The following is a 20,173-nucleotide window of genomic DNA, read 5'->3' as shown; positions in this document are numbered from 1 at the left end:
AATTTTTCTGCCCGGAGTATAACGAGCAGCCAGGAAGTGGTCGGGGCGAGGCGACGGTTGAGCTGTGAACTGCATCACACTTGGCCGTACTGTTGGCCGTGGCGCAGCCAGCGTTCCAATAGTGGACTGACATGCTGAGGCCAATGGGCCAGCAGCGCCTGGGCTGCGTCGCGCACGGCCGGCAGCAGGTCGGCGTCGCGCATCAGGTCGGCCACCTTGAATTGCAGCAGGCCCGTCTGGCGGGTACCGAGCATCTCGCCGGGACCGCGCAACTCCAGGTCCTTCTCGGCGATGACGAAGCCGTCGCAAGTCTCGCGCATGATCGCCAGGCGCTCGCGGCCGAGTTGCGACAGCGGCGCGTGATAGAGCAGCACGCAGTGGCTGGCGGCGCTGCCCCGGCCGACGCGTCCGCGCAGCTGGTGCAACTGGGCGAGGCCGAGGCGCTCGGGGTTCTCGATGATCATCAGGCTGGCGTTGGGCACGTCCACGCCCACCTCGATCACGGTGGTGGCCACCAGCAGTTGCAAGGCGCCGGCTTTGAACTCGGCCATTACTTCGGCCTTTTCGGCGGGTTTCATGCGCCCGTGGATCAAGCCCACACGCAGTTCTCCCAACGCCGAGGAGAGCTCTTCGAAGGTGGTTTCCGCCGCCTGGCAGGTCAGCTCTTCGGATTCTTCGATCAGGGTGCAGACCCAGTAGGCCTGGCGACCCTCGTGGCACGCCGCCCGGACCCGCTCGATCACTTCGATGCGGCGGCTGTCGGCCACCAGCACGGTATTCACCGGGGTACGGCCGGGGGGCAGTTCGTCGAGGATCGAGGTGTCCAGGTCGGCGTAGGCGCTCATGGCGAGAGTCCGTGGGATCGGCGTGGCGGTCATGATCAACTGGTGCGGGCAGAGGCGGCCGTCCACACCCTTCTGGCGCAGGGCCAGGCGCTGCTGGACGCCGAAGCGGTGCTGCTCGTCGATGATCACCAGGGCCAGGCGCTTGAACTTCACCTCGTCCTGGAACAGCGCGTGGGTGCCGACGACCATTGGCGTGCCACCGGCGATCTGCTCCAGGGCGGCGGCACGGGCCTTGCCCTTGAGCTTGCCGGCAAGCCAGGCGACTTCGATGCCGAGTGGCTGGAGCCACTTGCTGAAGTTCAGGAAGTGCTGCTCGGCGAGGATTTCCGTAGGCGCCATCAGCGCCACCTGGTAGCCGGCCTCCAGGGCCTGCAAGGCGGCAAGGGCGGCGACCACTGTCTTGCCGGCGCCGACGTCGCCCTGCACCAGGCGCAGCATGGGTTCCTGCTGTGCCAGGTCATAGGCGATTTCCGCGCCGACCCGCTGCTGGGCGCCGGTGGGCTGGAAGCCGAGGTTGGCCAGGTACTGCTTCGGCAGCTTGCGCGCGGGCGGCAGCTGCGGCGCATGCTGGGCCCGAAGGCTTTCGCGCAGGCGTTGCAGGGACAGCTGGTGGGTCAGCAGTTCCTCGAAGGCCAGGCGCTGCTGGGCCCAGTGCTGGCCTTCGGCGAGCTCCTCCAGGTCAGCGTCCGGCGGCGGCCGGTGCAGGTAGCGGATCGCATCGTCCAGCGAGCCCAGGTGGTAGTCGCGCGCCAGCTCCCTGGGCAGCCAGTCGGGCAGGCTCCGGGGGCCGAGGCGGGCCAGTGCGAGCTGGCTGAGGCTACGCAGGCGCTGCTGGGTAAGGCCTTCGGTAGTGGGGTAGATCGGTGTCAGGGTCTGTTCCACCGGTGGCGGTTCATCGCCACTGAGGGAGCGGTACTCCGGGTGGTAGATCTCCAGGCCGGTGGCGCCGGGGCGCACTTCGCCGTAGCAGCGCAACTGGGTGCCGCGCTTGAGGCCTTCCTTCTGCGCCTGGCTGAAGTGGAAGAAGCGCAAGGAGAGCGTGCCGGTGCCGTCCTGCAGGCGCACCAGCAGGCTGCGGCGGCGGCCCATGACGACATCGGCGCCGGCGACTGTGCCTTCCACCACCGCGTCCTGTCCGGGGCGCAGCTCACCGATGGGGGTGATGCGGGTGCGATCCTGATAGCGGGTGGGCAGGTGGAAGAGGATGTCCTGCAGGTTCTCCAGGCCCACCTTGGCGAGCTTTTCCGCCAGGGCGGCGCCCACGCCCTTGAGCACGGTGACCGGGACTTGCGACAGCTCGGTCATGCCGGCTGTGGTTCGCCCTGGGTTGCCGGGTGGGCCACGGAGCAGAGGCGGATGGAGTCCGCCAGTACTTCGATGGCACGCGGGCGCGGGAAGCTGGCGCGCCAGGCGATGGCCACGGTGCGGAAGGGCACCGGCGGCGTCAGCGGGCGGATCTCGATCACGCCGGGGGCGTAGTGATGGCTGTCCACCGCGGAGAACGGCAGGATCGATACGCCCAGGCCAGAGGCGACCATGTGGCGGATGGTTTCCAGGGAGCTGGATTCCACCGTGGTGTGCTTGGCGCTGTCTTCACCGCCCTTGCGCAGGCTCGGACAGGCTTCCAGCACCTGGTCGCGGAAGCAGTGGCCTTCGCCGAGCAGCAGCAGGCTCTTGTCGTTGAGCATCTCGCTGTCGATGGACTCGCGGGCGGTCCAGGGGTGGCCGGACGGCAGCAGCACGTAGAAGGGTTCGTCGTAGAGCGGCTTGGTCAGCACGTCGGCTTCGGCGAAGGGCAGGGCGATGATGATCGCGTCCAGCTCGCCGGTGCGCAGCTTGTCGCGCAGGACGTGGGTGAAGTTCTCTTCGATGTACAGCGGCATCTGCGGGGCAACCCGGTGCAGCTGCGGAATCAGGTGCGGGAAGAGGTAGGGGCCGACGGTGTAGATGGCGCCCACCTTGAGCGGCGCGGCGAGCTGATTCTTGCCGGCCTGTGCCATCTCGCGGATGCCCTGGGCCTGTTCCAGCACCTTCTGCGCCTGGGTGACGATGCCTTCACCGACCGGAGTCAGGCGTACCGCGCTCTTGCTGCGTTCGAAGATGAGCACGCCGAGCTCGTCTTCCAGCTTCTTCACCCCGACCGACAGGGTCGGCTGGCTCACGTGGCAGCGCTCGGCAGCACGGCCGAAATGCTGTTCCTGGGCAAGGGTGACGATGTAGCGCAATTCGGTGAGGGTCATAGCATTTTTCCATTGAGGTCCGGCAAGCATAGCGGCTGGAGTCAATGGAACCAAGCGCCTGCGCGAGGTGCGCAGACGCTTGGAAATCAGCGGCGGTCCAGCGAGTAGACGAAGGGCGCGACCACTTCCAGGGAGCCGTTGTTGAGCAGTTCCGGCGGAGGTGGCGGCAGCGGCTGGGCACGGCGGATCATCTCCAGGGTGGCACGATCCAGCGAGGCGCTGCCGGACTTGCCGACCAGGGAATAGGAGATCACCTTGCCTTCGGCATCGACCACGAAGCGCAGGCGGTTGACCCCTTCGAAACCGCGACGGCGGGCGTCATCCGGATAACGCTTGTAGCGGGCCAGGTGGCTGAGCAGCTTGCTCTGCCAGGTCGGCTTGGCGTCGGACGGTGCGCTGGCGGCGGCCTGCTGCTGGGCAGCGGGCGTGCTGTCGCTCGGAGCCGGAGTGGTCGGCGCGGCGACGCTTTCCTTCACGCTCTCGGTTTCCCGCGGCTTTTCAGGCTTGGGTTCCGGCGGCTTCGGCTTCGGCGGCTTGGGTTTCGGCTTGGGCTTGGGCGCGATGGCGATCTTCGGCTTCGGCGCTTCGACCAGCTTGGGCAGCGGCTCGGGTTCGGGCTCGACCTGGGGTGGCGGCGGAGGCGCCGGCGTGGGTGCAGGGGCCGGCAAGGGCTCCAGCTCCACCATCATGGCGGCCGGCGGCAGCTCGATCGGCTCGGCATGGGGGCGCCAGTAGAGCGCCCAGAGGCCGAGGCCGATGTGCAGGCCGAGCACGACCACCAGGCTGACGCCCCATTGCGACAGCTTGCGTTTGCCTTGGCTCATTTAGTCCCGACCGTCTCGAGTCCGACCAGGCCGATCTTCAGGTAGCCGGCGCTGCGCAGGGCATCCATGACTTCCATCAGGCGACCGTATTCGACGACCTTGTCGCCGCGCACGAAGATGGTCTTTTCCTTGTCAGCCTTGGTCAGCTTGTCCAGCACGCCGCCCAATTGCTCTTCGGTGACCTGCTCGTTGTCCAGGTACAGGCTCTTGTCTTCCTTGATGCTCAGGTAGATCGGCTTGTCCGGCCTCGGCGCGGGCTTGGCGGTGGAGGCGGGGAGGTCGACCTTGATGTCGACCGTCGCCAGGGGGGCCGCGACCATGAAGATGATCAGCAGCACCAGCATCACGTCGATGAAGGGGGTGACGTTGATCTCGTGGGTTTCCTGGAGATCATCGCCACCATCGTTCAGATGGATTCCCATGGATCAGCCCACTTTTGCCATGTGCGGAGACTGGCCACGGTCGGCCGGCTGGTGGTCGAGGTCGCGGCTGACCAGCAGCAGTACCTGGGCCGAAGCATCGGAAACTTGCGCCTTGTAGCCGGCAATGGAGCGGGCGAAGACGTTGTAGATGACCACCGCCGGGATCGCCGCGACCAGGCCCAGGGCGGTGGCCAGCAGCGCTTCGGCGATACCGGGGGCGACCACGGCGAGGTTGGTGGTCTGGGATTTGGCGATGCCGATGAAGCTGTTCATGATGCCCCAGACGGTGCCGAACAGGCCGACGAAGGGCGCCGTGGAACCGATGGTGGCGAGCACGCCGGTGCCCTGGCTCATCTGGCGGCCGCTGGCGGCGACCAGGCGCTCGAGGCGGAAACTGACGCGCTCCTTGATACCGTCCTTCTCGCGCAGGTTGCTGGAGAGCTTCAGCTCTTCCTGGGCGTCCTGCACCAGCAAGTGGGACACGCAGTTGCCGTTGCTGACCTTCTCACTGGCGTCGTTCAGGGTGCGGGCGGACTTCAGGGTGGCCAGTTCACGACGCAGGCGGCGCTTGGCGGAGGTCAGCTCGAAGCCCTTGGCGATCCATACGGTCCAGGTCAGGACGGAAGCCAGGGCCAGGCCGATCATCACGGCTTTCACCACGATGTCGGCGTTCTGGTACATGCCCCAGGGCGACAGGTCGTGGGCCAGCATCTGCTCGCCTTCTGCCTCGGCGGCCAACGGATCGGTCGGCAGGGCGTTCGGGTTCTGGGCGGCGGCGTCGACAGCCGGAGCGGCACCGTTGGCCGGGGCGGTGGCGGGCGCGTTGCCGGCGCCAGCGGCAGGGGCCGGTGCGGCGGCCTGGCTGGTGGTAGCCGGGACGGATTGCGCAGTTGGCTCCTCGGCGAAGGAAGCGTTGGGCGTCAGCATCAGGCTGATCAGCAGGGCCGCGAGCAGGCGTGGCGGGCGGGAGGCGGTGTTGGGCTGTGCGTTGCGGGCGTTGGAATTCATGCTGGCCGGACCTGAAGGAAAGGAGGCGGTTTCGTCCATCGGCGCTGGAGCGTCGGCCTGGACCGAAGGGTTCGCATTATTGCAAGTAATTCTTGTTTGTAAAAGTGACTTTATAACAACTGCTCCTTGACTTTGCATTTCGCCCCCTTCGCCGCCCGATTTGGCGATAGCCGGTAGTGCCCCTATCCTGAGCACTTTTTCGGAGCCTCCCCGATGTCCGATACCCCTACTCTCCTGATCGCCGGTTGTGGCGATGTCGGCAGCCGCCTGGCGCAACAGATGCTGCAGGCCGGTTGGACCGTCCATGGCCTGCGTCGCCAGGTCGCAGCGCTGCCGGCGGGTGTCCTGCCGGTGGCCGGCGACCTGGAGCAGCCCGCCTGCCCGCCCGCCTGGCCGCAGGGGCCGCTGGATTACCTGGTTTATTGCGTGGCAGCTTCCCAGTCTGACGAAGCCGGTTACCGCGCTGCCTATGTCGAGGGACTGCGTCACGTCCTCGGCTGGCTGGCTGAGCGTGGCCAGAAGCCGCGCCGCCTGCTGTTCGTCTCCAGCAGCGGCGTCTATGGCCAGCGCGATGGCGAATGGATCGACGAAACGTCACCCGCCGAAGCCGAAAGCTTTTCCGGCAGCGTGATGCTGGAAGCCGAGCGCACGGCCCTTGGCAGCGGCATCCCCGCGACGCTGGTGCGTCTGACGGGGATCTACGGGCCCGGACGCGAATGGCTGCTCAAGCAGGTGCGCATGGGCTACCGGGTGGTCAGCGAGCCGCCGCTCTATGCCAACCGCATCCATGTCGACGATTGCGCCGGGCTCCTGGCTCATTTGCTCAAGGCCGACGCTAGCGGTGCGGCGCTGCAGGATTGCTACATCGGCGTCGACGATGCGCCGGCTCCGCTGCACGAGGTGGTGGGCTGGCTGCGCGAGCGAATGGGAGTGACCGCGTGGGCCGAGGAGTCCACCGTGCGCCGCTCGGGCAGCAAACGCTGCAGCAACGCCCGTGCCCGCGCCCTGGGCTGGGAGCCGCGCTACCCGAGCTATCGCGAAGGTTACGCGGCCATCCTCGGCGAGCCTTGAGAATGGACGCCAATCGCATGCTGGCGCGCCCCTGGTTGCCTGGGGTGGAGCTGTTCCATGCGGATTTTTCCGGGCAGCAGTTCGGCCGGCATAGCCATGATGCCTTCGCCATCGGAGCCATCCTCGAAGGCGTCGGCGGCTATCAATGCCGGGGAGCGCGGCATGCGCTGCCGGCCGGCACCCTGTCGCTGATGAACCCCGAGGAGCCGCATACCGGCCATGCCGAGTCCGAGCGTCTGGTCTATCGCATGCTCTACGTCGAAGAGTCGCGCCTGCCTGCATTGCTTGGGCGCAAGCGCCTGCCCAGTGGCTTCCGCGAGCTGAATCCGGCCGATGACGGGCAGGTGGCGACCGGGCTGGCACGTCTGGCCGAGGCGTTCGAGCGCGGCGATGCGCTGGCCGTGGAAAGCGAGCTGCTGGAGGTGCTGGAGCGGGTGTTCATCCGCCACGGTGGCTTGCGTGCGGCAGCGCCGGCCGCGCGCGATGGCGGCGTGACGGCGTTCCTGCGCGATTACCTGGAAGCTCACTACGCCGAGGCGGTGAGCCTCGAGCAGCTGGCGGGCCTGGTCCAGCGCCATCCGCGCCACCTGATCGAAGCCTTCCGTCGCGCCTACGGCGTGCCGCCGCATACCTACTTGCTGCAACGCCGGGTACGCGAGGCCAAGCGCCTCTTGCTGGGTGACCAGTCGCCGCTGGATGTGGCGCTGTCCCTGGGCTTCTACGACCAGGCGCACTTTTCCGGCACCTTCAAACGCTTCACCGGTGTTACGCCGGGGCATTTCCGTCGCGCCGCGCGTACCTGAGAGCCCGCTCACGATCTGCTGCGCGTCGGCCCTGCTGCGTTAAAAGCAGGTTCGGAGTGCTCATTTACAGGTCGTAAACTCCGCCTCCTTACCTCCTTTTGCCTTGCATGGCTTTAGCTCGCGAAATCGTGATCAGACTCTGAGTTTTCTCCAAGACCTCTGCCCCCGCTGGCTTCGACACTGCCCGCCGTGTTCCATGGAGGTCCGAAGCCATGCTCGCGTTATTCCTGCTGGTCGCCAGCACCCATTTCGCCGCCCTGCTGTCGCCAGGGCCGGATTTCTTCCTGTTGCTGCGCGCCGGGCTGGTGAAAGGGCTGCGCCATGCCGACGGCTGCGTGGCGGGCATCGCCCTGGCCAATCTCTTGTCGATGCTGGTGGTACTGCTGGCCCTGAGCCTGTTGCCCGAATCCGGCGGTCCGGTCTGGCAGCTGCTGCAACTGGCGGGAGGAGGCTATTTCGTCTGGATCGGCAGCCGAGCGCTGCTGGCTCAGCGGGACCTGGCGCTGCCGGACGGTGCTGCCCAGGGGCAAGGGCGTTGGTGGAGCGGATTCGTTGAGGGCCTGCTGGCCAGCAGCCTGAATCCCAAGCTGCCGATCTTTTATGCCGGTCTGTTCGGGGTGTTGCGCGCGGCGGCCATGCCCGCCTGGGGGATGGCCTTCAGCATGGGCTGGATGACGCTGGTGGTGCTGATCTGGGACATGGCCCTGGTGCGGCTGCTGGGCCATCCGCGCTGGCGCGAGTGGCTGCAATTGCGGGTCAGGGTGCTGGACAGGCTTTGCGGCGCTTTGTTGCTGGCGCTGGGGCTGTGGCTGGTGGTCAGCGTGTAGGAGCGAGCGCCGCTCGCGATCGGCACGGCGCGGAGCTTCGCGAACAGCGCTCGCTCCTGCGCCCGTGCCCGCGGGCGAAACTCAGTCGCGTTCCAGCAGCCAGGCGCGCTTGCCGGGGAAGTATTCGGGCATTTCGTCGATCTGGGCGCGGTTGCGCGCTTCGAGGATTTCCAGTTCATCACCATCGTGAACGAAGATCCATGCGGCGCCCTGGTTGCCGTTCTGCAACCAGATGCTGTCGTTTTCGCCACTCATGGCCGCGCAGTCGCCGGCCAGGCAGAGAGCGTAACGATCCGCGCCCGGCAGGCCCTCCAGGCTGCCATCGGCGTTGAACCTGACCAGGCCGCCCTCGCCCTGGCCTTCGACGATCTTCCAGTCGCCGCCGAGGTAGGCGGAGTAGAGGGCGTGCTCGAAGGCGCTGCCCGGTGGGGCACCGTCTGCCGGAGCCGTCTGCGGATGGACGAAACGTTGCTCGGGGAGGTTCTCGCTGGCCTGCTGCACCAGTTCCTTGCCGTCCACTTCCAGCACTTCGTGGTAGTCGCCGTAGAAGTCCACCCGCCAGTTGCCATCTTCCTGGGCCGCGAGGTGGCCTTCACCCAGCTCGAAGCCGTTGCTGTAGTGGGCTTCGCCGGTTTTCTGGTCGATCTGCCATTCCAGGTTGGGACCGTAGGCGAGCAGGGATTCTCGCAACTTGCCCTCCTTGGCCGCGGCATTGATCGCCGCCTGGTTGATCCAGATGCCGCTGGGGTCCGATGGGGTGCCGGAGCAGCCGCCAAGAATGGCCGCGCAAAGCAGCAGGGGGAGGGTATGACGCATTTCGGATTCCTTCCGGAACGATGCCACGGGCCGGACGGCCCGTGGCGGTGACGAATTATTCGAGGACCAGGATGGCGTCCATTTCCACCTGGGAGCCGCGCGGCAGGGCGGCAACGCCAATGGCGGCGCGGGCCGGGTAGGGCTGCTCGAAGTAACGGCCCATGACCTCGTTGACCTTGGCGAAGTGGGACAGGTCGGTCAGGAAGATGTTCAGCTTGACGATGTCCTTGAAAGAACCGCCGGCGGCTTCGGCCACGGCCTTCAGGTTCTCGAACACCTGCACGGTCTGGGCTTCGAAGCCTTCGACCAGTTCCATGGTTTTCGGGTCCAGCGGGATCTGGCCGGACATGTAGACGGTGTTGCCGGCCTTGATGGCCTGGGAGTAAGTGCCGATGGCGGCGGGGGCCTTGTCGCTGCTGATGACGGTCTTGCTCATGAGAACTCCTTGGGTCTCTTGGGATCGGCTACGCCCGCACGCGGGTGATGCGGATCACCCCCTTGAGCGCGCGCAGCTTCTTGATCACGCGGGCCAGGTGCACACGGTCGTGCACGCTGACCACCAGCTGGACCACGCTGATGCGGCCATCGCGCTCGTCCATGCTGATTTTCTCGATATTGCCATCGGCGGCATTGACGCTGCTGGCGAGCAGGGCGATCAGGCCGCGCTGGTGTTCCAGCTCCACGCGCAGTTCGACATTGAACTCGCCGGCAACGTCCTTGGCCCAGGACAGCTGGATGCATTTCTCCGGGTTGTGCCGGATTTCGCTGATGTTCTTGCAATTTTCCAGGTGCACCACCATGCCCTTGCCGGCGGACAGGTGGCCGACGATGGGGTCGCCCGGGATCGGCGTGCAGCACTTGGCGTAGCTCAGCACCAGGCCCTCGGTGCCACGGATCGCCAATGGGCCTTCGGGGTTTGGCAGCTGCTCGCCATCGCTGGCCAGCAGGCGGCGGGCGACCACGTAGGCCATGCGATTGCCGAGGCCGACGTCTTCCAGCAGGTCTTCGATCACGTCCAGGCGGTACTCGCCGAGAACGGCCTGGATGCGCTCGGGGCTGATCTTGTCCAGGTGGCTCTCGAAGCCGGCCAGGGCCTTGTTCAGCAGGCGCTCGCCAAGGCTGATGGACTCGGAGCGGCGCTGTTGCTTGAGGGCATGGCGGATATGAGTGCGTGCCTTGCCGGTGACAACGAAATTCAGCCAGGCCGGGTTCGGCCGGGCGCCCGGCGCGGTGACGATCTCGACCGTTTCGCCGCTCTGCAGCGGCTCGGACAGCGGCGCCAGGCGGCGATTGATGCGGCAGGCGATGCAGGTGTTGCCAACGTCGGTGTGCACCGCGTAGGCGAAGTCCACCGCGGTGGAGCCCTTCGGCAACTCCATGATGCGGCCCTTGGGCGTGAACACGTAGACCTCGTCGGGGAAGAGGTCGATCTTCACGCTTTCGATGAATTCCAGGGAATTGCCGGCTCGTTGCTGCAGTTCCAGGATACCCTTGACCCACTGCCGGGCGCGGGCATGGGTGCTCTTGGGCTGGTCGTCTTCGGTGGACTTGTACAGCCAGTGGGCGGCGATGCCGTTGTTGGCCATCTCTTCCATCTCGCGGGTGCGGATCTGGATCTCGATGGGCACGCCGTGCATGCCGAACAGGGTGGTGTGCAGCGACTGGTAGCCGTTGGCCTTGGGAATCGCGATGTAGTCCTTGAAGCGGCCGGGCAGTGGCTTGTACAGGTTGTGCACGGCGCCGAGCACGCGGTAGCAGGTGTCGACCTTGTCGACGATGATGCGGAAGGCGTAGACGTCCATGATCTCGTTGAACGCCCGGCGCTTGCCGCGCATCTTCTTGTAGATGCTGTAGAGGTGCTTCTCGCGGCCGATGACCTCGCCTTCCATGCCCTCACGGCGCAGGCAGTTGGTCAGCGATTCCTCGATCTTGTTGACGATTTCCTTGCGGTTGCCGCGGGCGCGGCGCACTGCGGCGCGGATGCGCTCGGAGCGCATCGGATGCATCGCCTTGAAGCCGAGGTCCTCGAATTCCACGCGCATGCTGTGCATACCCAGCCGGTTGGCGATGGGGGCGTAGATTTCCAGGGTTTCCTTGGCGATGCGCCGGCGCTTCTCGCCGGACAGCACTTCCAGGGTGCGCATGTTATGCAGGCGGTCGGCCAGCTTGACCAGGATCACGCGGATGTCGCGGGCCATGGCCATGGCCATCTTCTGGAAGTTCTCGGCCTGGGCTTCGGCCTTGGACTCGAAGTTCATCTGGGTCAGCTTGCTGACCCCGTCAACCAGTTCGGCGACGGTTTCGCCGAATTGCCCGCTGAGGGCTTCCTTGGCGATGCCGGTGTCCTCGATCACGTCGTGCAGCATCGCGGCCATCAGGCTCTGATGGTCCATGTGCATGTCGGCAAGGATGCTGGCTACGGCGAGCGGGTGGGTGACATAGGCTTCACCGCTGCGACGGCGCTGACCGTCGTGCGCCTGCTCGGCGTAGAAATAGGCTCGGCGCACCAGGTTGACCTGGTCTGCGCCGAGATAGGTCGAAAGCCGTTCGGCAAGGGTGTCTATGCTCGGCAAGATAATTCTCCTTGCCGGCCTTCGTTATCCTGCGCCGTGCGACGTCGACCAGGCATGGAATCAGAGGGCCTCGTTGGCCTCGTCCTCGAATGCGGCGAACAGCGGCTCTTCTTCAACGATGTCTTCCTGGGCGACGACTTCGTAGTCGACCAGGCCGGCAGCGATTTCGCGCAGGGCGACTACGGTCGGCTTGTCGTTTTCCCAGGCTACCTTCGGCTCCTTGCCGCCGGTAGCCAGCTGACGGGAACGCTTGGTAGCAAGCATGACCAACTCGAAGCGGTTGTCGACGTTTTCCAGGCAATCTTCAACGGTAACGCGGGCCATGGTGTTCCTCGTAGCACGAAATGGGTGGCTGATACTTTGCCCGGATCGGGCGAGCGGACTGAATAGTCTAAAAAATCGCCACCATTTAGGGAAGCGCCGATTTTCGGCGCTCCTGTGGTGGAGTGTGGCTCAAGGCCGGCCAGGCAACCAGCTATCGCCGTGATAGACGCTTGCGCGCTTACTCCAGCAGTCGCGCGAGCAGGGCGCCGTGACGAACCTGCTGCGGGGCGTGAAGCAGCTGGTTGGCGCGGAAGATGGCCTTGAGATCGTCCAGGGCGGTGGCGAAGTCGTCGTTGATCACCAGGTAGTCATACTCGACGTAGTGGCTCATTTCGCTGACCGCTTCGCGCATGCGGCGCTCGATGATCTCGCCGCTGTCCTGGCCGCGGTTGTCCAGGCGCTGGCGCAGCGCCTCCTGGCTTGGCGGCAGGATGAAGATCGACTTGGCCAGGGGCATCAGGTGGCGGACCTGCTGGGCGCCCTGCCAGTCGATTTCGAGGATCAGGTCATGGCCTTCGGCCAGGGTCTGCAGGACCCAGCGCTGGGACGTGCCGTAGAGGTTGCCGAAGACTTCGGCGTGCTCGAGGAAGTCTCCGTGCTCGAGCATTTGCACGAACTCTTCGCGGGACACGAAGTTGTAATTCACGCCATCCGCCTCGCCCGGGCGCATGCCACGGGTGGTGTGGGATACCGAGACGCGGATGTTCGGCTCGGCGTCGATCAGCGCCTTGACCAGACTGGTCTTGCCGGCGCCGGAGGGGGCGGAAACGATGTACAGGGTGCCGGGGGTGGCGGTCATGGGGGCGTACTCTTACTCGATATTCTGGACTTGTTCGCGCATCTGCTCGATCAACACCTTGAGGTTGACCGCGGCCTGGGTGCTGCGCGGGTCGAAGGCCTTGGAGCCCAGGGTATTGGCTTCGCGGTTGAGCTCCTGCATCAGGAAGTCCAGCCGGCGGCCGGCGGCTCCGCCGGCCTTGAGCACGCGGCGGACTTCGCCGATGTGAGTGCCGAGGCGGTCCAGTTCTTCGGCGACGTCGCTCTTCTGCGCCAGCAGCACCATTTCCTGTTCCAGGCGTTGCGGATCCAGTTCGGCCTTCATCTCGTTGAAGCGGTCGAGGATCTTCTGGCGTTGGGCGGCGAGCATCTGCGGAACCAGCGCGCGCAGGGCAGTGACTTCTTCCTGCATGGCATCCAGGCGCTCATTGAGCAGGCGGGCCAGTTCGGCGCCCTCGCGAGAACGGCCGCTCTTCAACTCCGCGAGGGCCTGGGCGAAGGCTTCCATGGCGGCGGCGTTGAGCGCTTGCGGATCGTCGGCATCGGCCACCAGCACCCCCGGCCAGGCGAGGACTTCCAGGGGGTTGAGTGGTGCCGGTTGCTGGATCAGCGCGGCGACGCTCTCGGCAGCCTGGATCAGTTGGCTGGCGCGCTCCCGGTCCACCTGCAGCGGCTTTCCGGCGCCATCTTCGGCCATGCGCAGGGTGCACTCCACCTTGCCGCGGGATAGACCCTGGCGCAGGGCTTCGCGCACCGGACCTTCGAGGTCGCGGAAGGCTTCCGGCAGGCGCAGATGGGGTTCGAGGTAGCGGTGGTTCACCGAGCGCAGTTCCCAGCTCAGGGTGCCGTGGGAGCCGGCCCGTTCGACGCGGGCGAAGGCGGTCATGCTGTGCACCATGGGGTTTCCTCTTCTCGGTTTCGGCGATCAAAGGAGGGGATTGTAGCCCAGGCGGCCTGCGCCTCCCAACGCGGCGATGTCCCCCATGCCGTCGGGCCTCTATAATGGCGGGCAGATTTCTCCCGAACAGGTAAGCCCCCATGAAACGTCCCAGTGGCCGCGCGGCCGATCAGCTGCGCCCGATCCGCATCACCCGTAACTACACCAAGCATGCCGAAGGCTCGGTGCTGGTGGAGTTCGGGGATACCAAAGTGATCTGCACGGCCAGCGTCGAAGCCGGCGTACCGCGCTTCTTGAAGGGCCAGGGCCAGGGTTGGCTGACCGCCGAATACGGCATGCTGCCGCGCGCCACCGGCGAGCGTAACCAGCGTGAAGCCAGCCGTGGCAAGCAGGGCGGCCGCACCCTGGAAATCCAGCGCCTGATCGGCCGCTCGCTGCGCGCCGCGCTGGACATGACCAAGCTGGGCGAGAACACCATCTATCTGGATTGCGATGTGATCCAGGCCGACGGCGGCACCCGCACCGCGTCCATCACCGGCGCCATGGTGGCCCTGGTCGACGCGCTGAAGGTGCTGAAGAAGCGCGGTGCCCTGAAGGGCGAGCCGCTGAAGCAGATGGTCGCCGCGGTGTCCGTGGGCATCTACCAGGGCGAGCCGGTGCTGGACCTGGACTACCTGGAAGACGCCGCCGCCGAAACCGACCTGAACGTGGTCATGACCGATGCCGGCGGCTTCATCGAAGTCCAGGGCACCGCCGAGGGCGCGCCTTTCCAGCCGGAAGAGCTGAACGCCATGCTCGAGCTGGCGCGCAAGGGCCTGAACGATCTGTTCGAGCTGCAGTGTGCCGCCCTGGCCGACTGACGCCGAAATTGCACGAGGAGGTGCAGGAATGGACGAGCCAACTGAGTATCAGGAGCCTACCCGGGAAGCCCGGCAGTGGGCGATGTTCTGCCACTTTTCCGCCTTCCTCGGCCTGGTGTTCCCCTTTGGCAACCTGCTGGGCCCGCTGATCGTCTGGCAGATCAAGAAGGACCTCGATCCCTTCGTCGACGCCCAGGGCAAGGAAGCGCTGAACTTCCAGATCACCGTGGCGCTGGCTGTGGTGTTGTGCTTCCTGCTGATGCTGGTGGTGATCGGTTTCCCGCTGCTCGGCCTGGTGAGCATCGGTGCGCTGGTGCTGACCATCATTGCCGGAATCAAGGCGAACGAGGGGCAGGCGTATCGCTATCCGTTCTGCTGGCGGCTGGTGAAATAGGCCGAGTCGCGGACAAGAAAAAGCCGGCTCGAAAGCCGGCTTTTTTCTGCCTGGATCACACGCTCAGCAGCCAGTCGTAGTCGACGATCAGCGGCGCATGCTGGGAGAAGCGCGGCTGACGCGGCAGCTTGGCGCTGCGTACGAAGCGGCGCAGGCCCGGCGTCAGCACCTGGTAGTCGAAGCGCCAGCCGAGGTTGAGCATCTCGGCCTGCTCGCTGTCCGGCCACCAGCTGAACTGGTCGCCTTCGCGGCTGACTTCGCGCAGGGCATCGACATAGCCCATGTTGCCGAACACTTCGTCCATCCAGGCGCGCTCAGGCGCCAGGAAGCCCGGGATCTGCTGGCAGTCGCGCCAGTTCTTCACATCCAGCTTCTGGTGCGCAACGTACAGCGAGCCGCAGTAGATGTACTCGCGGCGCTTGCGGCGCTGCTTGTTCAGATAATGGGTGAGGTCGTCCATGAACTTGAACTTGTGGTTCAGGTTCTCGTCCCCGCCTTGCCCGGAAGGCAGCAGCAGGGTGGCGATGCTCACTTTGTCGAAATCTGCCTGCAGGTAGCGTCCGTACCGATCGCAGGACTCGAAGCCGAGTCCCCAGATCACCGCCTTGGGTTGCAACCGCGAATAGAGCGCCACGCCACCTTGGGCAGGCACTTCGGCATCGCCGGCATAGAGGAAATAACCATCCAGTTGGAAGGCAGGGTCGTCCAGGTCGAAGGCGGAGGCACGTGTGTCTTGCAGGCAGATCACGTCGGCATTCTGGGCTTGCAGCCAGCTGAGGAGACCTCGCTCGGCTGCTGCCTGAATACCATTCACGTTCACACTGATGATCCGCATAAATGGCCCCCAAAAACACGTGCGTGTATGATACCCGAGCTCTTTCTTTTTAGCTAAATCCGTGCCGTCCGAGGCTTTTCATGCAGGCGTACCAGCGCGATTTCATTCGCTTTGCCATCGAGCGCGGGGTTCTGCGTTTCGGTGAGTTCACTCTCAAGTCCGGGCGTACCAGCCCCTATTTCTTCAATGCCGGCCTGTTCAACAGCGGCCTTGCCCTTGCCCAGCTCGGCCGATTCTATGCGGCCGCCGTGGTCGACAGCGGCATTCCTTTCGATGTGCTGTTCGGCCCGGCCTACAAGGGGATTCCGCTGGCGGCCGCCACTGCCGTGGCGCTGGCCGAACATCATCAGATCGACATCCCGTGGTGCTTCAATCGCAAGGAAGCCAAGGACCATGGCGAAGGCGGCACCCTGGTTGGCGCGCCGCTCGAAGGTCGCGTGCTGATCATCGATGACGTGATCACCGCCGGTACGGCGATCCGCGAAGTCATGCAGATCATCCAGGGGCAGAACGCCCAGGCGGCCGGTGTGCTGATCGCACTGAACCGTCAGGAACGCGGCCAGGGCGAACTCTCGGCTATACAGGAAGTAGAGCGCGACTTCGGCATGCCGGTGGTCAGCATCGTCTCCCTTGAGCAGGTACTGGAGTACCTGGCTGGCGACGCCGAGCTGAAGAAACACCTGCCTGCCGTGGAAACCTATCGCGCGAACTTCGGTATCTGACCACTCGGGGCCGGGAATCCTCATGCTGAAGCCGTTTGCACTTCGCTACAGCCTGGCGCTGGTTATGTTGGCGTCGGCGCTGGCCGGCGCGGCCGAACTGTATCGCTACGTCGACGACAAGGGTGTGACCGTCCTGGATCGCCAGGGCGTTCCGCCGGAATACATCGGCAAGGGCTACGAGGTGCTCAACGAGCAGGGCCGGGTCGTGCGTGTGGTTCCGCCGGCTCCGAGCCGTGAGGAAATGCAGCGTCAGCTGGATGCGAAGGCTCGCGCCAGTTCCGATGCCCAGTTGCTGCGGCTCTACACCAGCGTCGAAGACGTCGATCGCGCCCTGGAGCGCAAGATGGCGGAGCTCGACGGCCTGATCGGCGTCGCCCGTGGCAACCAGCAATCGCTGCGCACCCAGCAGGCCAACCTGCAGAGCCAGGCCGCGGAAAGCGAGCGGGCCGGACGCGAGGTGCCCGCCCACCTGGTGGAGCAGATCGACAACCTGCGCGACCAGCAGAAGAGCCTGGACAAGGACATCGCCCGCTACGAGAAGGACCGCGATGCCGCCAAGGCGGGCTATGCCGCCGACCGTGCGCGGCTGGCCGAACTGCTCGGCGGCACTCGCTAGCCGGCTTCAGTCGGCTGGCGGGAACCGTTCGAATCCCCGCACCCGCTCCCTCAGCCAGTCCGGCAGACGCAGACTCTTGCGGCTGTCGGCGTCCGCGTGGACGTAGACCACCTCGCCCGAGGTGAGTTGTTCTTCCCCGCGCCAGATGCCCAGCTCGAAGGCCATGCTGGCGCCGCCCAGGCGACTGACGCGCACACCGATATCCAACTGGTCGTCGAAGCGCGCCGGCGCCAGGTACTCCAGCAAGGTCTTTACCGCGAAGAAGTCGCCGCCGTCCTTCAGCAGATCGGCCGGATAGGCCACGTCCATGGCGCGGAAGTACTCGGTGATGGCGACGTCGGCGTAGGTCAGGTAGTTGCCGTTGAAGACGATGCCTTGCGGATCGACTTCGGCCCAGCGCACGCGCAGGGGGTGGAAGAAGCGAAAGTCATCACGGGACAGCTTGGCCATTTACTGCTCCTGAAAAAGAACAGGCCGGATCGCTCCGGCCTGTCTGGGTGTCGCTCCGCTCAACCGCGCTTGCGGTTGGTGATCAGCGTGCCGACGCCAGTGTCGGTGAAGATCTCCAGCAGCACGGCGTGGGGTACGCGGCCGTCGATGATGTGCGCGGCATTCACGCCGCCCTGCACGGCATCCAGCGCGCAGCGGATCTTCGGCAGCATGCCGCCGTAGATGGTGCCGTCGGCGATCAGGTCGTTGACCTGCTCGGTCGACAGGCCGGTGAGTACCTGGCCCTGCTTGTCCATCAGGCCGGCGATGTTGGTGAGCAGCATCAGCTTCTCGGCCTTCAGCGCCTCGGCCACCTTGCCGGCTACCAGGTCGGCGTTGATGTTGTAGGACTCGCCGTTGGCGCCCACGCCGATCGGCGCGATCACCGGGATGAAGTCGCCCTGCACCAGCATGTTCAGCAGGTCGGTGTTGACGCTGGCGACCTCGCCCACGTGACCGATGTCGATGATCTCCGGCTGGGTCATCTCGGGGGTCTGGCGGGTGACGGTGAGCTTCTTCGCGCGGATCAGCTCGGCGTCCTTGCCGGTCAGGCCGATGGCGCTGCCGCCGTGGCGGTTGATCAGGTTGACGATGTCCTTGTTCACCTGGCCACCCAGCACCATCTCGACCACGTCCATGGTCTGCGCGTCGGTCACGCGCATGCCGTCGACGAAGTGGCTTTCGATGGACAGGCGCTTGAGCAGGTCACCGATCTGCGGACCGCCGCCGTGCACCACCACCGGATTGATGCCGACAGCCTTCATCAGCACTACATCGCGGGCGAAGCTGGCCTTCAGCTCGTCGCTCTCCATGGCGTTGCCGCCGTACTTGACCACCAGGGTCTTGCCGACGAAGCGGCGGATGTAGGGCAGTGCTTCGGACAAGACCTGGGCGACTTGGGAAGCGGCGTCGAGGCTGAGGGTCATGCTGGGCTCCAGTGACACGGATCAGAACGGCAGGTTGATTTCAGGGGCGATGAGGGTGAGCTGGCTGCGGAACACCTGCTTGATGCGTTCCAGCTCCTCCTCGGTGTCGGCCTCGAAGCGCAGCACCAGCACGGGGGTCGTGTTGGAGGCGCGGCACAGGCCCCAGCCCTTCGGATAATCGACACGCACGCCATCGAGGGTGGTGAGGTTCGCTTCGCCCCAGTTGGCCTCGCGTTGCAGGCGCTCGATCAGGCGGAACTTGCTCTCGTCGGTGACGGTGATGTTGATTTCCGGAGTGGAGACGTCTTTCGGGAAGGCCGAGAACACAAGTTCGGCGTCACGCTTGTCCTGGCTGAGGATTTCCAGCAGGCGCGCGGCGCTGTAGATGCCGTCGTCGAAGCCGTACCAGCGTTCCTTGAAGAAGATGTGGCCGCTCATCTCGCCGGCCAGCAGCGCGCCGGTTTCCTTCATCTTCTTCTTGATCAGCGAGTGGCCGGTCTTCCACATCACCGGGCGGCCGCCGTAGCCGCTGATGAGGGCGGTCAGGCGGCGGGTGCACTTGACGTCGAAGATGATGTCGGCGCCCGGATTGCGCGATACCACGTCCTTGGCGAACAGCATCAGCAGGCGGTCGGGGTAGATGATGGTGCCTTCGTTGGTCACCACGCCGACGCGGTCGCCGTCGCCGTCGAAGGCGAGGCCGAGGTCAGCCTTCTCTTCCTTCACCTTGGCGATCAGGTCTTCCAGGTTCTCGGGCTTGCCCGGATCCGGATGGTGGTTGGGGAAGGTGCCGTCGACGTCGCAGTACAGCGGGATCACGGTGCAGCCCAGGGCCTCGATCAGCTGCGGCGCGATCACGCCGGCTACGCCGTTGCCGCAGTCCACCACCACTTTCATGGGCTTGGCCAAGGCGATGTCGTCGCGGATTTCACGGAAGTAGCGATCCAGCACGTCCACCACTTCGACGCTGCCGACGCCGCTGGCCAGGTCGTTGTTCTGGATGCGGGTATGCAGGGCGGTGATCTGCTCGTTGGCCAGGGTTTCGCCGGCGATCATGATCTTGAAGCCGTTGTAGTCCGGCGGGTTGTGGCTGCCAGTGAGCATCACGCCGGATTTGCCGGCCAGCACATTGGCCGCGTAGTAGAGCGCCGGGGTCGGCACCATGCCGACGTCGCTGACCCGGCAGCCGCAGTCCAGCAGGCCCTGGATCAGCGCCTGGACCAGTTCGGGGCCGGACAGGCGACCGTCGCGGCCGACCGAGACGCAGGGCTCGCCGCGGGCCAGGCTCTCGGAACCGATGGCGCGACCTACCCAGTAGGCGGTCTCGGTGGTGAGGGTGTCGCCGACCACGCCGCGGATGTCATACGCGCGGAAAATGCTGGCGGGCAGGGTGGGGGCGATCTGTTCGATGCTGGTCATGGCGGGGGCTTGCTCCAATCCCAGGAGGTCCTGGTCTTCGTCGAGGATGTCGATATCGAGAATGTCGGTATCTTGGAAAAGTGGGTCAGCCGATACGGCCGGCTGGGCGGGAGCCTGGGCAACGGGGTTGCTGGCGACCGCCTTGGCCTGGCCGTTGTCCGGCACCGGCTCGGGTTTGCGCCTGGGTTGGCGGGCTAGTGCCTGGGCCAGGCTGTCCAGCGCCGGCAGGCGCAGACTGAAGGCTTTGACGCTCTTGCCGTTCGAGAGTTCTTGCAGCAACTGATTGAGCTGCTGAGCGTCATCCCGCAGCTTGCGCTGCAGCGTGCCCTGGTAAAGCTTCAGGCCCAGTAGTGCACCACCCAGGGCGAGCAGGGCGGCCAGTGCCAGCAGCAGCGGGGAAACGCCTTCGCCGGCCAGTGCCGTGCCGGGAACGAAGCTGAGCTTCCAGTTCGGGTTGCCGCTGTCCAGGGCGATGGCCGCGGCG

Annotated in this window: 22 protein-coding genes; 7 read left to right on the top strand and 15 right to left on the bottom strand. The window is 65.6% G+C overall.

Features of this window, described 5'->3' with window-relative positions; genetic code table 11:
- Window positions 1–74: 74 nt before the first annotated feature.
- The 5 genes from recG to exbB all read right to left on the bottom strand — a co-directional run bounded on the left by recG (window position 75) and on the right by exbB (window position 5,339).
- A complete protein-coding gene (gene recG / locus FXN65_RS27270; RefSeq protein ID WP_151138432.1) occupies window positions 75–2,150 on the bottom strand; it encodes an ATP-dependent DNA helicase RecG in 2,076 nt (691 codons plus the stop codon).
- Entirely contained in the window at window positions 2,147–3,085 is a 939-nt protein-coding gene (locus FXN65_RS27265) for a hydrogen peroxide-inducible genes activator (RefSeq protein WP_151138430.1), read from the bottom strand. Before FXN65_RS27265 ends, recG begins: the two co-directional genes overlap by 4 nt.
- An 86-nt stretch (window positions 3,086–3,171) precedes the next feature.
- The gene (locus FXN65_RS27260; RefSeq protein ID WP_151138428.1) at window positions 3,172–3,909 is read right to left on the bottom strand and encodes an energy transducer TonB; all 738 of its coding nucleotides are present in this window, start codon (window positions 3,907–3,909) and stop codon (window positions 3,172–3,174) included.
- Entirely contained in the window at window positions 3,906–4,331 is a 426-nt protein-coding gene (gene exbD, locus FXN65_RS27255; protein ID WP_151138426.1) for a TonB system transport protein ExbD, read from the bottom strand. Before exbD ends, FXN65_RS27260 begins: the two co-directional genes overlap by 4 nt.
- A 3-nt stretch (window positions 4,332–4,334) precedes the next feature.
- Window positions 4,335–5,339, bottom strand: coding sequence for a tonB-system energizer ExbB (exbB, locus tag FXN65_RS27250; RefSeq protein WP_151138424.1), 1,005 nt, complete (start codon window positions 5,337–5,339; stop codon window positions 4,335–4,337).
- Between the two features lie 213 nt (window positions 5,340–5,552).
- Here exbB and FXN65_RS27245 point away from each other — a divergent pair, with 213 nt between their 5' ends.
- The 3 genes from FXN65_RS27245 (at window position 5,553) to FXN65_RS27235 (ending at window position 8,040) form a co-directional block, all read left to right on the top strand.
- Complete coding sequence (locus tag FXN65_RS27245; RefSeq protein WP_151138422.1) at window positions 5,553–6,410, top strand: SDR family oxidoreductase; 858 nt, start codon at window positions 5,553–5,555, stop codon at window positions 6,408–6,410.
- Between the two features lie 2 nt (window positions 6,411–6,412).
- Entirely contained in the window at window positions 6,413–7,213 is an 801-nt protein-coding gene (locus FXN65_RS27240) for an AraC family transcriptional regulator (RefSeq protein ID WP_151138420.1), read from the top strand.
- Between the two features lie 212 nt (window positions 7,214–7,425).
- The gene (locus FXN65_RS27235; protein ID WP_151138418.1) at window positions 7,426–8,040 is read left to right on the top strand and encodes a LysE family translocator; all 615 of its coding nucleotides are present in this window, start codon (window positions 7,426–7,428) and stop codon (window positions 8,038–8,040) included.
- Window positions 8,041–8,121: 81 nt separating this feature from the next.
- Here the strand turns inward: FXN65_RS27235 and FXN65_RS27230 are convergent, their stop codons facing one another.
- From FXN65_RS27230 to FXN65_RS27205, 6 genes are all read right to left on the bottom strand, one after another.
- Complete coding sequence (locus tag FXN65_RS27230) at window positions 8,122–8,856, bottom strand: hypothetical protein (RefSeq protein WP_151138416.1); 735 nt, start codon at window positions 8,854–8,856, stop codon at window positions 8,122–8,124.
- A gap of 55 nt (window positions 8,857–8,911) precedes the next feature.
- On the bottom strand, window positions 8,912–9,292 hold the full coding sequence (locus tag FXN65_RS27225; protein ID WP_077524919.1) for a RidA family protein: 381 nt from the start codon (window positions 9,290–9,292) through the stop codon (window positions 8,912–8,914).
- Window positions 9,293–9,320: 28 nt separating this feature from the next.
- The gene (spoT, locus tag FXN65_RS27220) at window positions 9,321–11,429 is read right to left on the bottom strand and encodes a bifunctional GTP diphosphokinase/guanosine-3',5'-bis pyrophosphate 3'-pyrophosphohydrolase (RefSeq protein WP_151138414.1); all 2,109 of its coding nucleotides are present in this window, start codon (window positions 11,427–11,429) and stop codon (window positions 9,321–9,323) included.
- 60 nt (window positions 11,430–11,489) lie between these two features.
- Window positions 11,490–11,753, bottom strand: coding sequence for a DNA-directed RNA polymerase subunit omega (gene rpoZ / locus FXN65_RS27215; protein ID WP_151138412.1), 264 nt, complete (start codon window positions 11,751–11,753; stop codon window positions 11,490–11,492).
- 178 nt (window positions 11,754–11,931) lie between these two features.
- Window positions 11,932–12,552 (bottom strand): guanylate kinase, encoded by a 621-nt coding sequence (gene gmk / locus FXN65_RS27210; protein WP_151138410.1) that lies wholly within the window; start codon window positions 12,550–12,552, stop codon window positions 11,932–11,934.
- 12 nt (window positions 12,553–12,564) lie between these two features.
- Window positions 12,565–13,428, bottom strand: coding sequence for a YicC/YloC family endoribonuclease (locus FXN65_RS27205; protein WP_151138408.1), 864 nt, complete (start codon window positions 13,426–13,428; stop codon window positions 12,565–12,567).
- A 140-nt stretch (window positions 13,429–13,568) separates the two neighbouring features.
- On the opposite strand from FXN65_RS27205, the gene rph reads away from it, so the two are divergent.
- Window positions 13,569–14,288, top strand: a complete 720-nt coding sequence (gene rph, locus FXN65_RS27200; protein WP_151138406.1) for a ribonuclease PH — start codon at window positions 13,569–13,571, stop codon at window positions 14,286–14,288.
- A 28-nt stretch (window positions 14,289–14,316) separates the two neighbouring features.
- Window positions 14,317–14,682, top strand: coding sequence for a DUF4870 domain-containing protein (locus FXN65_RS27195; protein ID WP_151138404.1), 366 nt, complete (start codon window positions 14,317–14,319; stop codon window positions 14,680–14,682).
- Between the two features lie 55 nt (window positions 14,683–14,737).
- On the opposite strand, the gene FXN65_RS27190 is transcribed toward FXN65_RS27195, so the two are convergent.
- Window positions 14,738–15,517: an exodeoxyribonuclease III gene (locus tag FXN65_RS27190; protein WP_069086259.1), complete on the bottom strand. Its 780-nt coding sequence runs from the start codon at window positions 15,515–15,517 to the stop codon at window positions 14,738–14,740.
- Window positions 15,518–15,597: 80 nt separating this feature from the next.
- Between FXN65_RS27190 and pyrE the strand changes: the two genes are divergently transcribed.
- Entirely contained in the window at window positions 15,598–16,239 is a 642-nt protein-coding gene (gene pyrE, locus FXN65_RS27185; protein WP_151138403.1) for an orotate phosphoribosyltransferase, read from the top strand.
- A gap of 22 nt (window positions 16,240–16,261) precedes the next feature.
- Window positions 16,262–16,855 carry a DUF4124 domain-containing protein gene (locus tag FXN65_RS27180; protein WP_151138401.1) on the top strand — a complete coding sequence of 198 codons (594 nt, stop codon included), beginning with the start codon at window positions 16,262–16,264 and terminating at the stop codon, window positions 16,853–16,855.
- 6 nt (window positions 16,856–16,861) lie between these two features.
- Here the strand turns inward: FXN65_RS27180 and FXN65_RS27175 are convergent, their stop codons facing one another.
- Genes FXN65_RS27175 through algC form a run of 3 tightly spaced genes read right to left on the bottom strand, consistent with a single transcriptional unit; the run spans window position 16,862 to window position 19,689 of the window.
- A complete protein-coding gene (locus FXN65_RS27175; RefSeq protein WP_151138399.1) occupies window positions 16,862–17,305 on the bottom strand; it encodes an acyl-CoA thioesterase in 444 nt (147 codons plus the stop codon).
- A gap of 59 nt (window positions 17,306–17,364) precedes the next feature.
- Complete coding sequence (gene argB / locus FXN65_RS27170; protein WP_151138397.1) at window positions 17,365–18,270, bottom strand: acetylglutamate kinase; 906 nt, start codon at window positions 18,268–18,270, stop codon at window positions 17,365–17,367.
- A 21-nt stretch (window positions 18,271–18,291) separates the two neighbouring features.
- A complete protein-coding gene (algC, locus tag FXN65_RS28595; RefSeq protein WP_394351308.1) occupies window positions 18,292–19,689 on the bottom strand; it encodes a phosphomannomutase/phosphoglucomutase in 1,398 nt (465 codons plus the stop codon).
- Window positions 19,690–20,173 lie beyond the last annotated feature (484 nt).

It is taken from the genome of Pseudomonas lalkuanensis (assembly GCF_008807375.1).
GTDB classification, from domain to species: Bacteria; Pseudomonadota; Gammaproteobacteria; order Pseudomonadales; family Pseudomonadaceae; genus Metapseudomonas; species Metapseudomonas lalkuanensis.
The sequence above is the reverse complement of the archived record's forward strand: the minus strand, read 5'-3'. Positions and strand labels throughout refer to the sequence as shown.